The following is a 17661-nucleotide window of genomic DNA, read 5'->3' on the forward strand; positions in this document are numbered from 1 at the left end:
TGCTCGAAAGGTTTGGAGCAAATTAAAAAATCGAAAACATCCCGAAAAGTTTTCGCTTAAATTTTGAAACAATTCGAAGGAAATAGAAAATTGTTCGAGTGCATCCGAAAAAAACTCGAAAAAGTTTTGAGGAAACTCTAAAAGAGTTCTAAAAAAATCAAAAAAATCGAGAAATGCTCGAAATTTTTTTCAGTAAAAATCGAAACTATTCTCGAATAATTCCAAAAAACTCGAGTTATGCTTCGTGACATTCCAAAACATTTTTGTTCGTGTTCTTAAAAATTCCAAAAAATATCGGAGCAATTTCGGAAGATGAGATTTAGTTTGAGAATTGATTGTGGATTGAAAAGTTTAGGTTTTACTCTTTATATGTTTTTTGATTTCGAGAGAGTGAGGCGAAAAGCTTTTTGGAAATTTGCTCGAAAGGTTTGGAGCAAATTAAAAAATCGAAAACATCCCGAAAAGTTTTCGCTTAAATTTTGAAACAATTCGAAGGAAATAGAAAATTGTTCGAGAGCATCCGAAAAAATCTCGAAAAAGTTTTGAGGGCTTTCGAAAAATGCGTGAAGAGAGTTTGGGAGGCGCAAGAAAAAAGTTCGAATTTTTAAGAAAATTATTAGAGAGTCGAACGAGCAAAAAACTCAAGCCGGAGTAGAGCTCGAAGAAATTTGGAAACAAAGTGCCATAGAATATACACAAAAAAAGCATCACGGTCGATGCTTTTTTTAATGCAATAATCTTTGTTTTTGAATTGTATGAATTTAAATTCGAAAAAATTACATATCATACAAAATGTAGCTCTTAATCTCCTCGAACTTTTTCTTTCCGTAGATTTTTTTAACGATTTCGAGAGCGAAGTCCGTTGCGATTGCAGGACCTCTTGCAGTTATGATGTTTTCGTCTACAACAACGCGGTCGTTTTGGTACTTCGCCGAAGCCATTTCTTCTTCGAAGCCCGGATATGAAGTTGCGTTTTTACCGGAGAGTATTCCCGCTTTTTCGAGAACAATCGGACCTGCGCAAATCGCTGCAAGGAGTTTTTCGTCGTCATAGAGAATTTTAACGAGATTTATAACTTGCTCATTGTCCCTTAAATTTGTTGCGCCCGGAAGCCCTCCCGGAATTATTGCTGCGGTTATAGTTTCCGCGTCGAGCTCGTCGATGAGGGAATCCGCTTTAACAACCACGCCTTGTGCGCTCTTTACATTCAAATCTCCGGTCGTTGAAACCAAAATTGCAGATTTTTCTCCGCCGGCTCTTCTTAAATAATCAATCGGCGTGAGCGCTTCGATAGTTTCAAAACCGTTTGCCAAAAGAATACATACTTTTTCCATAAATTTCACCTCGCTATATTTATACCCATTTTAATTTTCGGAGTGAACTTGTGTTTGAAATCACAAATTGAAATGAAATTAACGAAATATATGACAACCTTGTAACCTTTGTTGGAATTATTTTCAAATAAATGCAAAATGTAATCATTTTGTTAGAGTTGGTTGACATTCGGGGGTATATAATTAATAGGCAAGAGATGAGAGCGAAATGAGAGGTCGCTTTCATATGAATAATAAATATAAATTTTTTCGGGAGGTATATTATGTATAACAGAATGATTAGTGAAAGAAGAGTAATGTTTTCATCAAGAGAAGAACATAGAATTATGGACATCATCGAAGCAGGTCCTTTTGCAAAGCATGGTGCATATGATTTATCAACAGAAATCAACTATGTAAATCCTTGGGACGTTACAAAAAAAGACGAAGTTAAGACAATATAATTTAAAATTTGCGATTAGTTGAAGGAGCCTTCGGGCTCTTTTTTATTTTACGTAAATATATGTTATAATACATAGAGGTGATTTTGTGCGGGAATTTATTCCGAACATTATAAATTTGGGTCTTGCGTTTTTGTTTGTCGATTTGAAACAGCGGGGCGAGATTTCAACGGCGACGATGATAGGGCTTATAGTTTTGAGTTTCATTGTCGTGAACGGTTTATATTTTTATTTAAAGAAATATTTCGTTTCGAAAAGAGTGCGCGAGCTTAAAAAGTTCGGATATCTTTTGGATGAAAATCCGGTGGAGTATTTGAAGAAGGTTGACGAGAGTCTTTCGGGGGCGAAAGAATACGAGCTCGATTTTCTAACTCTTCACAAGGCGAATGTGCTCCACAAAATAAACAGAGACGACGAAGCAATTGAAACTCTTCAGTCGCACATGCCGCTTTTTCTTGATGACAACAACAAGGCGATTTATTTCAACAATCTTGTCGGGCTTTATTTAAAGCAAAATGATTTTAAAAATGCGAAAAAGATTTTTGAGTCGAACAGAGAACTTTTGGAAAAACTTGAAATAAATCCGAGTTTCGGCTTTTCGATTCTTGTAAACAAGGCGTCGATTTTACTTAATCACGGCGATAAAAAAAGCGCCGAAAAAGCGATAGAAGAAGCGAGAAAAATTGCTCCGAGCGAAAAAGCGCAAAGAGAAATTGATGAGATGAAGAAAAAGTTTTTATAAAAATATTTTTTGGAGGGTCAATATGAAAAAATGTAGATTATTAATGGCGATTCTTATTACTATGTTATTTACAGTCACGGCAGAGGCAAAAGTTGCTGTGAAAAATGTAAATATCGGCGGCAGAAATGCAAATGTTGTCACTATTGATTTGGACAATGAGGTGAAACTCAGGGTCGCAAAGCCGAACAACAAGCAAGTGGGAACCATGAATTTCAAAACATTCATTAACAACTACGGCGCCAAGGCTGCGATTAACGGTAACTATTTCGAAGCTTACAAGGGCGGCAAATTTCCATACGGCACCCAAATGAAAAACGGGCAAATGATAAATATGGAAGGGAAAAATGCGAATTTGATTGTGTTTGACGACAACAAGGCGAAAATTGTGAATGGCACTTTCAAATATTTGGGCTATCTCGACGGCAAGAAAAAGAATGAGTGGAACAACGACACAAACGGCATGGACTTCAACGTTTTCAGCGTTTGGTATGCAAATGTCGCTCCAAACGACACGAGCGGAGTTTATATTTTCAATCAATTCAGAAATGTACCGACAAATTTAAACGGCGGTTTTGTGGTAACCGTAAAGGACAACGTGGTTCAAAAAGTTGCGCCGGGAAACGGCAAAGCTGAAATTCCAAGGGACGGCTATCTCATCTACTACGGCAAGGACGCTGCGGATGAAAACTATGTTAAGGCGCGTTTTAAACCGGGAAGAAAAGTCGAACTTGAACTTATACTAACAAAGGACACGGCTGATGGAACGGTTGAAACAAAAACATTTAAATACGGCGAAGAAGAAATTCCTTTCTCGAAAGTGACGGACATTATGTCGGCGGCTCCGATGCTAATTGAAAACGGTAAATCCGTTTGGGAAAAATCGGTCAAAGGCATGGAAGCAAAGATGACACAAGGGGCGGGCGCAAGAAGCCTCATCGGAATCAACAAAAACAACCAACTCGTTCTTGTCACAACTTCGGGCACGATGGCACAATGCGCAAATATTATGGCGAGCCTCGGATGCACGGATGCGTTCAATCTTGACGGCGGTGCTTCAAGTGCGCTCTATGCGAACGGAAAATATTTGAGAAATGCGGGAAGACAATTGAACACAGTTTTGTTGATACAACAAAAATAAAAATAAGTGGTTTTGTAACCACTTTTTTTATTGTATAAAAAACACGGGTGTGGTAAAATTATATGAGAGGTGATATGCATGGAGATTGGATTTTCTAACGAAAAATACATCAATGAACAAACGGATTTTATTTTGAAGAGAGTTTCGAGATTTCAAAAGCTTTATTTGGAATTCGGCGGAAAACTTTTCGGCGACAAACATGCGGCGAGGGTTCTTCCGGGTTACGATGAGGACATAAAGACGAGATTGCTCGAAAAAATGAAAGACGAAATGGAAGTTATTGTAACAATCCATGCGCAAGATATTATTTCGAACAAATTGAACAACAATACCGGTTTGACCTATGAAAAAGAGTGCATAAGACTCATCGAAAGGCTCAAAAAAAGAGGTATAAAAATAAATTCGGTGGTCATAAACAGATACAAAAAAGATGAAAACGTCGACAGATTTGCGGCACTACTTAAAGGAAGCAATATGCCGGTCTATCTTCATGAAACAACCGAAGGTTTCCCGAACGACGTGGACAGAATTCTTTCGGAAGACGGATTCGGAAAGCATCCTTATGTCGAAACGACGAGAAAAATTATTGTCGTGACGGGACCGGGACCGGGAAGTGGAAAGATGACAACTTGTCTCAGCCAACTTTATCATGAATACAAGCGCGGCGTGAAGGCGGGATACGCGAAGTTTGAAACATTCCCTGTGTGGAATCTTCCTTTGAAGCACGAACTGAACCTTGCTTATGAAGCTGCGACTGCGGATTTGAGCGACGTAAACCAAATCGACCCGTTTCATTTGGAAAGCTACGGCGAAGTTTCGGTAAACTACAACAGAGACATCGAGGCTTTTCCGATTTTGAAAAAGATTTTGGACCGAATAATGGGCGAAGAATTTTATAAATCGCCGACAGATATGGGCGTGAACCGAATAAAATCGGGAATAATTGACGAAGAAGTCGTGAAAGAAGCTTCGAGACAGGAAATCGTTCGCAGATATTTAAAGGCACTTTTTGTCTTTAAAGTTACACATCAAAATGAGTCGGAAATGCAAAGGATAAAAAGGCTCATGGAAGAGTTGAACCTTAAAGTTGAGGACAGAAAATCGCTCGTAGTTGCGAGAGAAAAGAAGGAAAAACTCATGAGTGAATCGGACTTCAGCGGAAATGTCACAGCGATTGAAACGGAAGACGGCACGATCATCACGGGAAAAGACAGCGAACTTATGGACTCGGCTGCTGCTGCAGTTCTCAATGCGCTGAAACACATTTCAAATATTCCGGACGATCTTCATCTCATAGACAAGGCGATTTTGGAGCCGATAAAAGAAGTGAAGGGCATTATCGAAAAGAAAAACAGCCCGGTTCTCAATGTTGAAGAAGTTTTGATTTGCCTTGCAACGTCGAAAATGTTTAACCCGAGCGCAAGAATATGTATTGAAAATCTTGCGAAACTTCGCGGACTTCGCGGGCACTCGACCGGAATGCTCAACATCACGGACATCGACATCTTTAGAAAACTTGACATCGATCTCACAAGCGACTACAAAGACAGAGGCGAAATTATAAAACTGTAAAGATTTGATTATTTATGAAAAATGCGGTACAATTTGTTGTATATTGTACCGCAGACCTTTTTGGTTGATAGACGATGGAATTTTGAAAGAAATTTCATTGTTTGTATGTATTATGCAGATATGGCGAAATTGGCAGACGCGCACGGTTCAGCAGATGATTTCAACCAATCGCAATTGCTCTTACCGAGCAATCGCTCTTGGGAAATCAGTTGCAGCTGACCTACTAAGATTCGCCGACAAGTCGGCTCATCAAGTTAGGTCATGCAGTTCCGACCGGACCTTCATTGTATGTAAAATAAAAAATATTATAAGTTTATGCAGATATGGCGAAATTGGCAGACGCGCACGGTTCAGGTCCGTGTGTCTCACGACATGCGAGTTCGAGTCTCGCTATCTGCACCAAGTAAAGCTACGAATGAAAAATTCGTGGCTTTTTAATTTGGCAAAGTTTGAACGAGCAGTTCCGCCCGGACCGAAAAGACACACGGTTCAGCAGATGATTTCAGCCAATCGCAATTGCTCATTCTGAGCAACTGCTCTTGGGAAATCAGTTGCAGCTGACCTACTAAGATTCGCCGACAAGTCGGCTCATCAAGTTAGGTCATGCACGTCCGTTGTGTTTTATAACATGCGAGTTCGAGTTTCGCTATTTGCACCAAGTAAAGCTACGAATGAAAAGTTCGTGGCTTTTTTATTTATCTAAAAGAGCTAGAGAGCCTAGGATATGAAAGCAAGTATGAAATCTTAAATGCAATGGACTTTGGGATACCTCAAAAAAGAGAAAGGATATTTGTTGTTTCATGTCTTGGAGCAAATAACTTTTCTTTTAATAAATTGGAGAGGAAAGAAACTAGACCACTAAGTGAATTTTTAGAAAAGGATGTAAGTGAACTTTATACAATGACCCAACCTTATATGCTGAAATTTTTAAATAAGGGCATAGATAACAGTTTTAAAGGACGACTAAAAGTGATTAAAGATTTTTCTTATACTATTTCTACAAAACAGATTAGAGTACCTAATTTTGAAATAATAGATATTGGAAATGGCCAATATTGGTATTTAACAGAAAGAGAATGTTTAAAACTAATGGGTTTTGATGATAGTGATATAGATAAATTAGAGGAAGTACATCCAAGAAGAAAAAATTGCACATCAAGTAAACTGTATAAGCGGGCAGACAATTCTATTGTGGTTGATATTTTAATGGCTACTATAAAAGATATTTTACTGCGTTAAAAAATGTAATTTATTTGTATCTATATTGATACTATTTTGTTACCAGATATGATTGTGTAGCGGGTATTAAAGCAATAAAGGAGGATGGAAATATGTTTGACAATTTCCAAAGATATAAAAATGGTGATTAACTTAGGAATAAGGTTAGACACTTATTCCTAGAAAGATGGTACAATATTTCATAAATCATCAATATGTCATTAGAGGGGTTATTTATGAATAACGAAAAAAAGGATATTAAAAATAAACTCAAAATAATGATAAATGTATTTTTCGAAACACTAACATTTATATTAACATTATATTTGATATCATGCTTTTTAATATCATTTCAAAGTGAAATCATTAAAGTATTGTTTTCGTGTTTAAATATAAATATAATTATGAATTTCAAAGATAACATTGAAAAGGAATTGAGCAAAAAAGAAGCATACATTCTTACAGCTGTGTCTTTCATAATATTAATATTTTTTGTTTATTCATTTGGATACTTTGAGGTTTCTACTAATTTCACCAAATTATAGGGAGGGAGTATGAAAAATATAAATTATAAAATTTTAGCTATAGTATCTTCAATAGCTATATTGATAAATTTAATTGCACCAATTTCAGTGCATGCAAATTCAGAAAACACAATCTTCAAAGAAGCATATGAATTAGAATTACAACAAACTGGAATTACAGAAGATGAAATATTAGAAAATCAAAGAAGAGAATTGAGGGAAATGTGGAACGAATATTCTGTGGAGTTAGATAAAGTAGATAAGTTGCATTTATCAGAACACAATTATAAAAATATTTTGTTTGGACCTGACCCTGGGTTCACAGGAATAGGTTCAACGGGGGATATTTTGATTGCATTAGACTCTTTGACAGATCATGTGGGAATTGTTGTGGATAAATATACAGTTATAGAGGCACATCCAGATAATCCTAACGGTGGAGTAGATTACAGAGATAACAACTGGAAAACACGCTATAAAAGTATAAAAGGACTCTATGTAAAAGGGGCAAACAACTTAGATTGTACAAATGCTGTTTATTATTGTGAAAAACAAATCGGAGAACCTTATAATGTGTTGTCGGGTAGATGGTCAGAAGATGAATGGTATTGTAGTAAGTTGGTTTGGAGAGGATGGTATGAACAAGGATATGACTTGGAAGGAAGAACATATGAACCTAGAGGAACTCATGTAACACCGGGAGACATATTAGATTCTCCATTAACTGTAGTTTTCTATGATTATAACAATTAGGTAATAGAAGTTTAAATAATATTTAGGGGGATGTTAAACGAGTGATTTTAACAAAATCACTCGTTTAAACTAATGGTAATTTTAAAATGAAAAAAAGAATAATAAAGTTATTAATCGCATTATCTTTAGTGATAGTATATTTTATACATCAATACTATTGGAATACATATAGTTTTAGGTATTTGATAACAAACTATCTTGTTGAAGGAACAAATATTATTAAAATAACACCTTTTTCAAGAAAAATATCTCATACTTTTAATCTGAAATGTGTTGAAAAAGAATATTGGATTAACGGAGAAAGAGTTTTCGCAGATAGGTATGGGAATAAACTTGCTATAATAGATGGGCAAAAAGTTAAATATTATAAATTTGATGAATTCAATATAGTAGATATAGTTAGTAATAATGAATATATATACATGTTATTTAACACATCTCCTAATAAAAATAAAATACTAAAACTAGATAAAAATTTCAACGTGGTTGATGAAAGCTTGAATTTTGAGGGTAATCCGAGAAATATTGTGCTAATAGAAGACGATATTTACGTAGTGTCTAATATTCTAAAAAAATCCAATGATAGTAAGTCTATATTATATAGAGTTTCTACTAAAACAATGAATTTGGAAAATTCTATTTACTTAGAATCCATGTCTTTTGTTTTTAGGATATCAGAAGTAGATGGTAAATTGCTAGTTTTTGGGAACTATGATAATATAGGATACAAATTACAAGTGTCTAAATTTGATAGAAACTTGAAATTAGAATTGGAGAAAAAATATACCGAAAACGCACTATGTGTTAATAATATTTTAAAAAATGATAAATATTTAATTATTCAAAATGAATTTTCAATAATTTTTTTGAATAAATTAAGTCTAGACATTCTTAATGTTTATAAAAAAGAAAACTGTGCCTTACTTGATGTTATGAAAAAGAAAAACTGTTTATACGTTCTGTCTTTGAATATAAAATCAGGAGAAAGCTATATTGACATAGTGGACATAAAAACTTTAAAAAATATAAAAAACTATAAAATTGAGATTGGTTTAGAAAAAGAAAATGACATACCGTCTTTATTGATGGATGATTTTTAATGGAGGTATATTTAATGGAGAAAAATAAACTATTATGGCTTTATGTAATAATTGCATCTTTTTTATCTTTAGTCGGGGGAGCTAATTTTACTTTTTTAAATGTAATTTTAGCTGCCTTAATCTTACTAGTTTCAATATATTTTTCAGAGAATAATAAAAGTTTTTTTCAAAAAATTAATAGAACATATTTGCCAATTTTATTAGTGCTTATCTTGTGTTTGTTTAATGGAATATTGCATTTTCTAACGGATAGTAAAGATTTTTATGTTTTATTTTTGCTGCAAGTATTTTGGGGAATTTTAGGAGTGGCTGTTTATATTATAAGGAAACTTATGTTAAAGAATGATAGTGATTTTTTCAAAGGATTTTTGCAGTGGTATCTATCATTATTTATAATGATTTTAATGGAGAGACTTTTAAATGGCATTAAATTTTTAGATGTTAATTTTGATATTTTCCATTTTATTATAGCCATATTCATATGGAAGCTTATAGATGTATTTTTGCTAAAAATATCAGATAAAAAAATGGAAATGTAAACTCTTAGTATATATTAAGTAGGGCAATCTATAAAGTTCTATATTATTAGCAAATATGACTTTTAAATAAAGAAATTATTAGCAAATATGACTTTTAAATAAAGAATTTTGAGACGGTAGAAAATTAAAATCTATCGTCTTTTTTGATGTTCTAAAAAAGAGGTAGAAAATGCAAGTAAATGATTTTAAGAATATACAAGAAGCTATAAAGTATGAAGTGTTACAAGATGAAAAAGAATATTTAAAACTCTTAAAAGTTATAGGCAATAATCAGAAATATGATTTTTCAAGCCAATTAAGTATATATAACAAGGAACCTGAAGCTAGAGCTTGTGCGACTTTTGATATGTGGAAAAAATATTTTGGCAGAGTTGTTATGAGGGGGCAAAAGGGTATTCCGATTTTAGTTAGAAGTGATATAAACAAAAAAGTTTCATATATTTTTGTGTCCACTAATTTGAGTATGTTCCAGACTACTATTATAAATTATATAATTAGAATCTTAAATCAATAGTCTTTATATAAATTTAGTAACTAGAACTTATGTAATAAAAGGATATGTATTAAATTTAGAATTGAGTTTTACGCTTGAATCTTTTATCCGCACCAAAAAAGCCACAGCACAACGCTGTGGCTTTTTTCATGCTATTTTATAATTTCATAGATTCTTTTTCCGATGTTTTTCCAGGCGAAGTTCTCGATTTTTTCGGAAATGTCTTCAGTAAATATTCCGTCGTTCATTCTCCCGATTTGTTTCAAGATATTTTCCGCAAGTCTTTCGACATATGCGTGTATGTCTTCGGTGTACGGTTTGTCTACGTCATAGATGCGCGGGAGTTTCGTAAATTCGATGATGCCGGTGTTTATGAGTTCGTCGCCCAAGAGTTTTTTTAGTCCAGAGATGTCGGATGCAACGACGAGTTTGTCGCACGCGAGCGCTTCGACGGCAATGAGTCCCAAGGCTTCGAAGTACGACGGCAGGACAAATATGTCGCTTTCTCTCAAATGGTCCGCCATGAGTTTTTGGTTTTCGGCGTTATATATCATGAGTTTTTCCGAGTAGTTTGCCTCCATCATCAGTTTGTCGCGTTCTTCTTTGGTGGACTTGCCGACTATGTGGAGCTCGACGTTTTCGTGTTTCTTTTCAATATAAGGAAGCGTTGCGGCAAGGGCGTAAATCCCTTTTGATTCCGTAATTTTTCCGGCGTACATTATCCTGATTTTTTCGTCTTTTTTCGCTTCGGTTGGAGGATAGAAGACGTTTTCGTTGTAGCCGCCCCCAACGAGGTGAATTTTATTTTTGTCCACTTTTAAGATTTCTTCGATTTCTTTGTGCTCCGCCGGAGTGACGGTCAAAACGACGTCGAGGTCTTTTATGTGGGTGAGTCTTTTTAAAAACTTTTCGTGTTTTAAAACCTGTCTTATATCCGTGCCGTGACAAATGCCGACGACTTTTTTGTCGTCAAAAACTTCTCGAACCAAATCGGTCAAAAGGAAAAGATGGTGCGAGATGACTATGTCAGGCTTGAATTCTTTTTTCATTTTTTCAAGTTTTTCCCTGAAATTTTTAAGTAGTACTTCGATTTCGTCTTCCGACATTTCGCTGTATATTGTCGAGTCATACGGCATTTCGTCGCTCATTCCGCAAATGTGAAACGGCATTTCGGGCGTGTCGTAATAAACGGGTTCGACGATTTCTGCGTGCACATCGATTAGTGAAGCGTGTTTTTCTTCGGTGCCGAAAATTGCTGCATTTTCGATTCCGAGATTTCGAAGACTTTCAATTAGGTTTGAAAAGTAGACACCGCTTCCCGTTTTTGCCGGGAGTTGTGTTAAAACATGTAAAATTTTCATAAGTCCCTCCAAATATTTAAATTTTTTAATAATTAAACTCTGGTTCTTATATACCCAAGCTGTTAATAAAATACGAATTTAATCAATTTTAATATAAATTTATTTTAAAATTGATATAATATTGATTTTCATATATAATATAGTTAGGATTATGACGGAGGTGGTTTTATGATAAAGAGAGAGAGTATTGATTCTACGATTTTGCTTCACGGTCTTGACGACAGGGACAAGGAGTTTTTGAGTGAGAATCTTGAAATACAAAAGTTCAAGCGCGGCGAATTTATTTTCCGTCACATGGACGAAGCGAATTATATGTATATTATGAAGAGCGGCGCGATGAAGATTTCGATGGATCTGTCGGACGGTCGCGAGCAAATTATGTATATTTACAGAAAAGAAGATTTCGTCGGAGGGCTGAATCTCCTGACCGCCGACAAATATGTCTACAACGGAATCGCTCTTACCGAGAGCGAGGTTATAAAAATTTCGAAAAATATTTACAACGAGATTTTGATTCACAACGAAAACTTTTTGAGGGAAATGCTCATCCAAAGTTTTTTGAGAATCAGAAAGTCGGAAGAGCTCATCGACAGGCTTTGCGTTATAAACGGTGACATGAAAGTTGCGAAGGGGCTCATCGATTTGGTGCAAATGAGCGGAAAGAGGGAGCCGGACGGAAGTTTTCTCATAAGTCCGCACATGAACAGAACGGAGCTTGGAAGCTACACCGGTCTTGCAAGAGAGACCGTGACGAGAAAGCTTTCGTATTTTGAGGACATGGGATATATCGAACTTTTGCCGAAAGGGGCAATTCGAATTCTCGACATGGATTCTTTGAGAGATCTCACAATTTAGTTTAATTTTATGAATGCGGATTTATTTCTGCATTCTTTTTTTGTATGTTATTGCGTTCGTCGCCACGCTCGCCCCATCGTTTCTCATATTGTAAAAACTCACATGTTTTGATATAATTAAACCATGAATGAAGATATTGAAATTCGAAAAATGAATGTAAAAGATGTTGTTTCAATGCGTTCTTTCGGAAAAAATAAAAATCGACTTTTGAGGAGTTATGATTTTTGGCCGAGGACTTTGACGGAGTGCGCTTATTGGTATTACAAAAAGACCGAAAAGCAGGACAGAAGATATTTCGTCGCGTCAATCAAGGGTAAAATCATTGCCTATATTTCTTCAAAGGACATAGATATGGACGAGGGAACGTCGGTTTTGGGGCTGGTCCTCGATCCGAATTTTCAAAGCGCGGGATACGGAAAGCGCATCATGAAAAAGTTTCTCGAGATGTATTTCGAGGACTACGGTTTCGACGAGATGACTCTTACTGTCGATATGTGGAACGAGAGGGCGATTCGGCTCTACAAGTCTTTGGGGTTTAAAATTATCGGGCGCGGGTACCAGATTTTTGACGGCGAGAGATGGCAAATTTCGAAAGACGATGAAAAATTTTTTGTCTTTAAAAAGGGACGTATATTATCTAAAATGTGGGAGATGAAAATCTCGTACGAAGATTTTTATCACGGAACGGAGGAGAGATTTTGAGATTTATTGAATCGGAAAATTTAATACCAAGGAGGACTTCAATAAGCAATCTTTTTTTCAATACATTTTTAAAGGATGCGACGGGAGACGATGTAAAAGTTTATCTTTATGCATATTATCTTTGCAAGGAGAACGTTGCGATGACGAAAGAGGATTTTGCAAAGAGCCTTCACATGGAGAGCGAAACGATTGAGCGCGCGATAAATTATTGGATGAACACGGGGCTCATCGAGATGAAGGACGGCGATATGATTTTCCACGATCCGGACTCTCTCACTCTTAAAAATATCGTGACAACGGCTCCGCAAATGACCGAAGACCCTGAGATGAAGCTTATCGAAGCGAACAGAAATCCGGAGATAAGAGAGATGTTTCGTCAAGCGGACTATATCGTGCGGCGACCGCTCGTTCCGGAGGAAAAGAAGAAGTTTATCACGTGGATTGAGACTTACCACATGTCGATTGAAATGATTCTTCATGCGCTCAGCTATGCTTATGACGACCAGGGCGTAAAGCATCTCGATTATGTCGAAGGGATTTTGAGACGTTGGTATGATGCGGGCTACACAAGTCTCGACGACGTTATAGATAATACAAATCTGATGTCAAGCACTATGGAAATTGTTAGAAAGTCTTTGAATTTCAAACAGTCGCAAATGACGGAGCCGGTCAAGGAAATGATAGAAAAATGGAAGACGGAGCTCGGCTACAGTGACGATATCATCTCGCTTGCGTGTGCGCAAACGGTGAATATAAGAGAGCCGAATGTGAAATATGTCGACGCGGTTCTTCGCGCGTGGCACGACGACGGCGTGACGGATCTTACGGGCGCGAGAGCGGCGATTGAAAACAGACCGCAAAGACCGTCGGGCGGCGGAACTTCGAAACTCGACGACTATTATATGACGACCGAAAGGCAGACCGACGAATACTCCGACGATGAGTTAAAGAAACTTCTCGGTTTAAGAGGGGGTTTATAGATGAATATTAGAGAGCAGGTTGAGATGAAGCTTATGGGCCGACGCGAAAAGAATGCGCACGACAGTATTCAAAAAAAGAATGCGGTCCTTTCGAAATATCCCGAAATTGTAAAGCTCGAAAGCGATGCGCGCGACTATATGGTTGGTGCGATGACGGGCGGAGAGATAAACACGAAATATTTTGACGAGCTCATCGAAAAGAAAGAGGCGCTCATAGATAAATACGGCATTCGCGAGGATTTAAAGCCGATTCACGACTGTTATATTTGCGGCGACCGCGGATATTTAGAGGACGGCAGCATGTGCAAGTGCCTTAAAACCCTTTTGGAAGAGGAGTATTTCAGGGTCGGCGAGTCGAGCAATATTATAAAAAACGCAACTTTTGAAAATTTTAAACTGGATATTTTTTCGGAGCAAATTATGCCGGGCGACAAGATTTCGCTTCGCGATTATATGTCGGAAAAGCTCGAGGAGGCAAAGGCATATGCCGAAAGTTTTACCGGCACCGGAAAGGGGCTTTTGTATTTCGGAAAAAGCGGCACCGGAAAAACTTTTACAACCGGAGCGATTGCAAACAGAATCAGGGAGCGCGGCTTCACGGTTCTCTATATGACTGCGGTTGAGCTTATGGATGCGGTAAAAGAAAAGGATTATTCGAAAAATGCCGACGACAGCGAAACTAAGTACCAACTTATAAAAGATGTGGATCTTTTGGTCATCGACGACCTTGGAACGGAACTCGCAACGCCGTACACCGCTTCCGCACTTTTTGATATTGTAAATTACAGGTCAGGGCTTGAAAAGCCGGTCATCTATTCGACAAATTTTGAATTGTCGCAACTTTCAAAGAGATATCACGACAGAATTTTCAGCAGAATCACCGGCTCGGTTAAGTTGGTTGAATATTTTGGAAACAATATTAGATATATAAAAAAAGGAGAATAAGATGTTAGATATTAGAGACATTAGAAATAATTATGAATTTGTGAAGGAACGTCTTTCGGTCAGAGGCAAGGAATATCCTCTTGAAGAGCTTAAAGAGCTCGACGAAAAAAGACGTGAAATAATTGGAGTTGTAGAAGACAAGAAAGCATATCAAAACGAAATTTCGAAAAAAATTCCGATGATGAAAAAAGAAGGCAAGAACACCGAAGAAATTTTCAAGGAAATGAAGGAGCTTTCAAACGAAATCAAAGGTTTTGATGAAGAGCTGAAAGAACTCGACGAAAAAATCAGAGAAGTCATTTTGGAAATTCCGAACCTTCCGAACGAAAGCGTTCCAAGAGGAAACGACGACTCGGAAAATATCGAAATGGTAAAGGTTGGAACTCCGCGCGAATTCGATTTTGAGCCGAGAGCACACTGGGACATAGGAACGATGAACGACTGGCTCGACTTTGAAAGGGCAAACAAAATTACGGGAAGCAGATTCTCGATTTTTAAAGGATTCGGTGCAAAACTTGAACGCGCATTGACACAATTTATGCTCGACCTTCACACCGAAAAACAAGGTTACACCGAAATGAGCACGCCGTTTATGGTAAACCGCGACAGCATGGTTGGAACCGGACAACTTCCTAAGTTCAGCGAAGATATGTACCAACTCGAAAGAGATGACTTCTACCTCGTTCCGACTGCAGAAGTGCCGCTCACAAATATGTATAGAGGTGAAATTTTAAGCGAAGACGATTTGCCGATTTACATCACGGAATACACTCCGTGTTTCAGAAGAGAAGCGGGAAGCGCCGGTCGTGACACAAGGGGGCTCATAAGAAATCACCAATTCGACAAAGTCGAACTCGTAAAATTTGTAAAACCTGAAACTTCATACGACGAACTCGAAAAGCTCACGATGAATGCAAGAGAAGTTTTGGATTTGTTGAAACTCCCGTACAGAGTTGTCACGCTTTGCGGCGGCGACTTGGGATTTTCGAGCGCAAAGACATACGACATCGAAGTTTGGATGCCGAGCTACGGAAGATATGTTGAAATTTCGAGCTGCTCCAACTTTGAAAGCTATCAAGCAAGACGCTCCAACATAAAATATCGTCCGAAAGACGGGGGCAAAACTGAATTTGTTCACACTTTGAACGGAAGCGGTCTCGCAGTCGGAAGAACATTTGCCGCACTCGTTGAAAACTACCAAAAAGAAGACGGCACAATCGAAATTCCGGAAGTTTTAAAACCATATTTCGAATCGAGATTAAAATAATGAAAAAATATAGAAAATTTTTAATGGTAACGGCGTTTGTAATGCTGTTACCATTAACTTCATATGCAAAAAATGTCAGACTGTGGATTGACGGAAACTATGTGACGGGAGACGTCGCACCCCAAATTGTAAACGACAGAACAGTCGTTCCGCTTCGAATGATTTCGGAGAGTTTGGGTCTTACTCCGGTGTGGAATGAACCGGAACAGTCGGTCACAATTGAGGCGCAAAACATTTCGGTCATTTTTAAAATAAATGACATGAACTATGTTCTAAACGGCGAGACGAAACAAATGGATGTCGCACCGCAAATCATAAGCGACAGGACATTCGTGCCTCTTCGAGTTATCGCTGAAGTTTTCGGGAAAAAGGTGGATTGGGACCAAAAGAACGAGACCGCAATTGTGGGCGAAGGATATGTTCCACCTGCTGCAACTGAAATTTCGTTTGAAAAAGCGACTGTAAAAAATGTGATTGACGGCGACACGATTGTTGTCGACATCGACGGCGCTGAAAAGAAAGTGCGCTTTGTCGGAATTGATGCACCGGAAATGAGCACGCCGAACGGAAATATATCGAAAAAATTTACGGAAGACGCGATTTTAAACAAGACCGTCTATCTTGAAAAAGACGTGTCCGAAGTCGACAAATACAATCGACTTCTAAGATATATTTGGCTCATTTTGCCGAACGGAATCGAAATAAACGAAAACAGCATAAGGGAAAATATGCTGAACGGAAAAATGGTTGCAAGTGGAATGGCGGCTTCGAAAACTTATGCGCCGGACACAAAATACCAAAATATTTTCGACAAAATTCAAACCGATGCGATAAACAACAAACTTGGAATGTGGGCACCTGCTCCGACGGGTGCGGTTGTAAGCACACACAAAGTCGAAGGTTGGGGTCTCCAATTCGGTACATTCGTTCCGGAAAACAGAACGAAAATCGAAAGAAAACAAAACGGCAAGACCTACTTCGCCGACACGACACAAGGATATATAAAAGGCAATGCAAGTTCGAAGAAATACCATCTTCCGGGCATGCAAGGCTACGACAAAATAAGCGTTGTGAATGTTTGCTTCTTTAAAACTGAAGAAGAAGCGATTGCACGCGGATTTGTAAAAGCAAAAAGATAATCTTTGCCCCAAATTTCTTAAAGCGAGATGCGGGGCTTTTTTGTACAAATTTTCTTGATGAATAAAAGAAAAAAGATTAAAATATATTTGGGAGGAGGGAGCGACGTGGAAGGATTTCAAAAATACAAAGTAGACTACTCGGGCGGAGCGCTCTATGTCGAAAATATAAAATGGAATGATAAAGGACTTGTTGTGGAACTCGAAAATGAGAACTGCGAAAAAGTAAAACTCATTTTTGAAAGCGCGGTCTATCTTTACATAAACACATCGGAAAGCTATAAGCCGGAGTTTTGGATTGAAAATACGGAGGATTATTATCCGTTCTTGTACTCGGAAAACTCGAAAAAAATTCTCGAGCTCAAAAAAGAAGTGGCGTATATTGAAAACGAAAAAATAATTCACTTTGCAATTGTCGGAGTTGATAATATTGTCGAAGTATTTACGTCGGATTTTCCGAAAGTGTATTGGAAATAAATTCCGATTCACAGTTTGCAGTATTTTGTTAAATGCTTTATATTATTGCATCCGTTTTTTGTAAAGATTGAATTAAAAATGAATT

18 protein-coding genes, 1 tRNA gene and 2 pseudogenes are annotated in these 17661 nt (G+C 37.3%); 19 read left to right on the forward strand and 2 right to left on the reverse strand.

What is annotated here, in order from left to right; all coding sequences use genetic code 11:
* Positions 1-776: 776 nt before the first annotated feature.
* Positions 777-1334 carry a DJ-1 family glyoxalase III gene (locus SPI61_RS03000; protein WP_321136645.1) on the reverse strand — a complete coding sequence of 186 codons (558 nt, stop codon included), beginning with the start codon at positions 1332-1334 and terminating at the stop codon, positions 777-779.
* 263 nt (positions 1335-1597) lie between these two features.
* Here SPI61_RS03000 and SPI61_RS03005 point away from each other — a divergent pair, with 263 nt between their 5' ends.
* The 12 genes and pseudogenes from SPI61_RS03005 to SPI61_RS03060 all read left to right on the forward strand — a co-directional run.
* Positions 1598-1777: a hypothetical protein gene (locus tag SPI61_RS03005; RefSeq protein WP_321136646.1), complete on the forward strand. Its 180-nt coding sequence runs from the start codon at positions 1598-1600 to the stop codon at positions 1775-1777.
* An 85-nt stretch (positions 1778-1862) separates the two neighbouring features.
* Positions 1863-2516 (forward strand): hypothetical protein, encoded by a 654-nt coding sequence (locus tag SPI61_RS03010; protein ID WP_321136647.1) that lies wholly within the window; start codon positions 1863-1865, stop codon positions 2514-2516.
* A 22-nt stretch (positions 2517-2538) separates the two neighbouring features.
* On the forward strand, positions 2539-3654 hold the full coding sequence (locus tag SPI61_RS03015) for a phosphodiester glycosidase family protein (protein WP_321136648.1): 1116 nt from the start codon (positions 2539-2541) through the stop codon (positions 3652-3654).
* Between the two features lie 78 nt (positions 3655-3732).
* Positions 3733-5226, forward strand: coding sequence for a DUF1846 domain-containing protein (locus SPI61_RS03020; RefSeq protein ID WP_321136649.1), 1494 nt, complete (start codon positions 3733-3735; stop codon positions 5224-5226).
* 60 nt (positions 5227-5286) lie between these two features.
* Positions 5287-5445 carry a hypothetical protein gene (locus SPI61_RS03025; RefSeq protein ID WP_321136650.1) on the forward strand — a complete coding sequence of 53 codons (159 nt, stop codon included), beginning with the start codon at positions 5287-5289 and terminating at the stop codon, positions 5443-5445.
* Positions 5446-5543: 98 nt separating this feature from the next.
* A tRNA-Leu gene (locus tag SPI61_RS03030) sits at positions 5544-5628 on the forward strand.
* Between the two features lie 285 nt (positions 5629-5913).
* A pseudogene (locus SPI61_RS03035) lies at positions 5914-6465 on the forward strand (DNA cytosine methyltransferase); the annotation flags it as partial.
* A 215-nt stretch (positions 6466-6680) separates the two neighbouring features.
* The gene (locus tag SPI61_RS03040; protein ID WP_321136651.1) at positions 6681-6989 is read left to right on the forward strand and encodes a hypothetical protein; all 309 of its coding nucleotides are present in this window, start codon (positions 6681-6683) and stop codon (positions 6987-6989) included.
* A 9-nt stretch (positions 6990-6998) separates the two neighbouring features.
* Positions 6999-7721 (forward strand): hypothetical protein, encoded by a 723-nt coding sequence (locus SPI61_RS03045; RefSeq protein ID WP_321136652.1) that lies wholly within the window; start codon positions 6999-7001, stop codon positions 7719-7721.
* An 86-nt stretch (positions 7722-7807) separates the two neighbouring features.
* Positions 7808-8821: a hypothetical protein gene (locus tag SPI61_RS03050; RefSeq protein WP_321136653.1), complete on the forward strand. Its 1014-nt coding sequence runs from the start codon at positions 7808-7810 to the stop codon at positions 8819-8821.
* A 14-nt stretch (positions 8822-8835) separates the two neighbouring features.
* The gene (locus tag SPI61_RS03055; RefSeq protein ID WP_321136654.1) at positions 8836-9360 is read left to right on the forward strand and encodes a hypothetical protein; all 525 of its coding nucleotides are present in this window, start codon (positions 8836-8838) and stop codon (positions 9358-9360) included.
* A 169-nt stretch (positions 9361-9529) separates the two neighbouring features.
* Positions 9530-9805: pseudogene (locus SPI61_RS03060) on the forward strand (hypothetical protein); the annotation flags it as partial.
* Positions 9806-10005: 200 nt separating this feature from the next.
* Here the strand turns inward: SPI61_RS03060 and SPI61_RS03065 are convergent.
* On the reverse strand, positions 10006-11214 hold the full coding sequence (locus SPI61_RS03065; RefSeq protein WP_321136655.1) for a glycosyltransferase family 4 protein: 1209 nt from the start codon (positions 11212-11214) through the stop codon (positions 10006-10008).
* 168 nt (positions 11215-11382) lie between these two features.
* Here SPI61_RS03065 and SPI61_RS03070 point away from each other — a divergent pair, with 168 nt between their 5' ends.
* From SPI61_RS03070 to SPI61_RS03100, 7 genes are all read left to right on the forward strand, one after another.
* Positions 11383-12069 carry a Crp/Fnr family transcriptional regulator gene (locus SPI61_RS03070; RefSeq protein WP_321136656.1) on the forward strand — a complete coding sequence of 229 codons (687 nt, stop codon included), beginning with the start codon at positions 11383-11385 and terminating at the stop codon, positions 12067-12069.
* A gap of 123 nt (positions 12070-12192) precedes the next feature.
* A complete protein-coding gene (locus SPI61_RS03075; protein ID WP_321136657.1) occupies positions 12193-12771 on the forward strand; it encodes a GNAT family N-acetyltransferase in 579 nt (192 codons plus the stop codon).
* Positions 12768-13751: a DnaD domain-containing protein gene (locus SPI61_RS03080; RefSeq protein ID WP_321136658.1), complete on the forward strand. Its 984-nt coding sequence runs from the start codon at positions 12768-12770 to the stop codon at positions 13749-13751. Before SPI61_RS03075 ends, SPI61_RS03080 begins: the two co-directional genes overlap by 4 nt.
* Positions 13752-14696 (forward strand): ATP-binding protein, encoded by a 945-nt coding sequence (locus SPI61_RS03085; RefSeq protein ID WP_321136659.1) that lies wholly within the window; start codon positions 13752-13754, stop codon positions 14694-14696. It begins immediately after the preceding gene.
* A 1-nt stretch (position 14697) separates the two neighbouring features.
* Positions 14698-15963, forward strand: coding sequence for a serine--tRNA ligase (gene serS, locus SPI61_RS03090; protein ID WP_321136660.1), 1266 nt, complete (start codon positions 14698-14700; stop codon positions 15961-15963).
* Positions 15963-17102, forward strand: a complete 1140-nt coding sequence (locus tag SPI61_RS03095) for a stalk domain-containing protein (protein ID WP_321136661.1) — start codon at positions 15963-15965, stop codon at positions 17100-17102. Before serS ends, SPI61_RS03095 begins: the two co-directional genes overlap by 1 nt.
* Positions 17103-17159: 57 nt before the next feature.
* Entirely contained in the window at positions 17160-17576 is a 417-nt protein-coding gene (locus SPI61_RS03100; protein ID WP_321136662.1) for a hypothetical protein, read from the forward strand.
* Positions 17577-17661: the final 85 nt, after the last annotated feature.

Origin of the sequence: Ezakiella sp., assembly GCF_034180565.1 — a bacterium.
Classification (GTDB): Bacteria; Bacillota; Clostridia; order Tissierellales; family Peptoniphilaceae; genus Ezakiella.

What these genes read in the sequence shown, in the direction of transcription:
- SPI61_RS03000 (WP_321136645.1), bottom strand. Translation starts at nt 1,334, where the DNA reads ATGGAAAAAGTATGTATTCTTTTGGCAAACGGTTTTGAAACTATCGAA.
- SPI61_RS03005 (WP_321136646.1), top strand. Translation starts at nt 1,598, where the DNA reads ATGTATAACAGAATGATTAGTGAAAGAAGAGTAATGTTTTCATCAAGA.
- SPI61_RS03015 (WP_321136648.1), top strand. Translation starts at nt 2,539, where the DNA reads ATGAAAAAATGTAGATTATTAATGGCGATTCTTATTACTATGTTATTT.
- SPI61_RS03020 (WP_321136649.1), top strand. Translation starts at nt 3,733, where the DNA reads ATGGAGATTGGATTTTCTAACGAAAAATACATCAATGAACAAACGGAT.
- SPI61_RS03040 (WP_321136651.1), top strand. Translation starts at nt 6,681, where the DNA reads ATGAATAACGAAAAAAAGGATATTAAAAATAAACTCAAAATAATGATA.
- SPI61_RS03045 (WP_321136652.1), top strand. Translation starts at nt 6,999, where the DNA reads ATGAAAAATATAAATTATAAAATTTTAGCTATAGTATCTTCAATAGCT.
- SPI61_RS03050 (WP_321136653.1), top strand. Translation starts at nt 7,808, where the DNA reads ATGAAAAAAAGAATAATAAAGTTATTAATCGCATTATCTTTAGTGATA.
- SPI61_RS03055 (WP_321136654.1), top strand. Translation starts at nt 8,836, where the DNA reads ATGGAGAAAAATAAACTATTATGGCTTTATGTAATAATTGCATCTTTT.
- SPI61_RS03065 (WP_321136655.1), bottom strand. Translation starts at nt 11,214, where the DNA reads ATGAAAATTTTACATGTTTTAACACAACTCCCGGCAAAAACGGGAAGC.
- SPI61_RS03070 (WP_321136656.1), top strand. Translation starts at nt 11,383, where the DNA reads ATGATAAAGAGAGAGAGTATTGATTCTACGATTTTGCTTCACGGTCTT.
- SPI61_RS03075 (WP_321136657.1), top strand. Translation starts at nt 12,193, where the DNA reads ATGAATGAAGATATTGAAATTCGAAAAATGAATGTAAAAGATGTTGTT.
- SPI61_RS03085 (WP_321136659.1), top strand. Translation starts at nt 13,752, where the DNA reads ATGAATATTAGAGAGCAGGTTGAGATGAAGCTTATGGGCCGACGCGAA.
- serS (WP_321136660.1), top strand. Translation starts at nt 14,698, where the DNA reads ATGTTAGATATTAGAGACATTAGAAATAATTATGAATTTGTGAAGGAA.
- SPI61_RS03095 (WP_321136661.1), top strand. Translation starts at nt 15,963, where the DNA reads ATGAAAAAATATAGAAAATTTTTAATGGTAACGGCGTTTGTAATGCTG.
- SPI61_RS03100 (WP_321136662.1), top strand. Translation starts at nt 17,160, where the DNA reads ATGAATAAAAGAAAAAAGATTAAAATATATTTGGGAGGAGGGAGCGAC.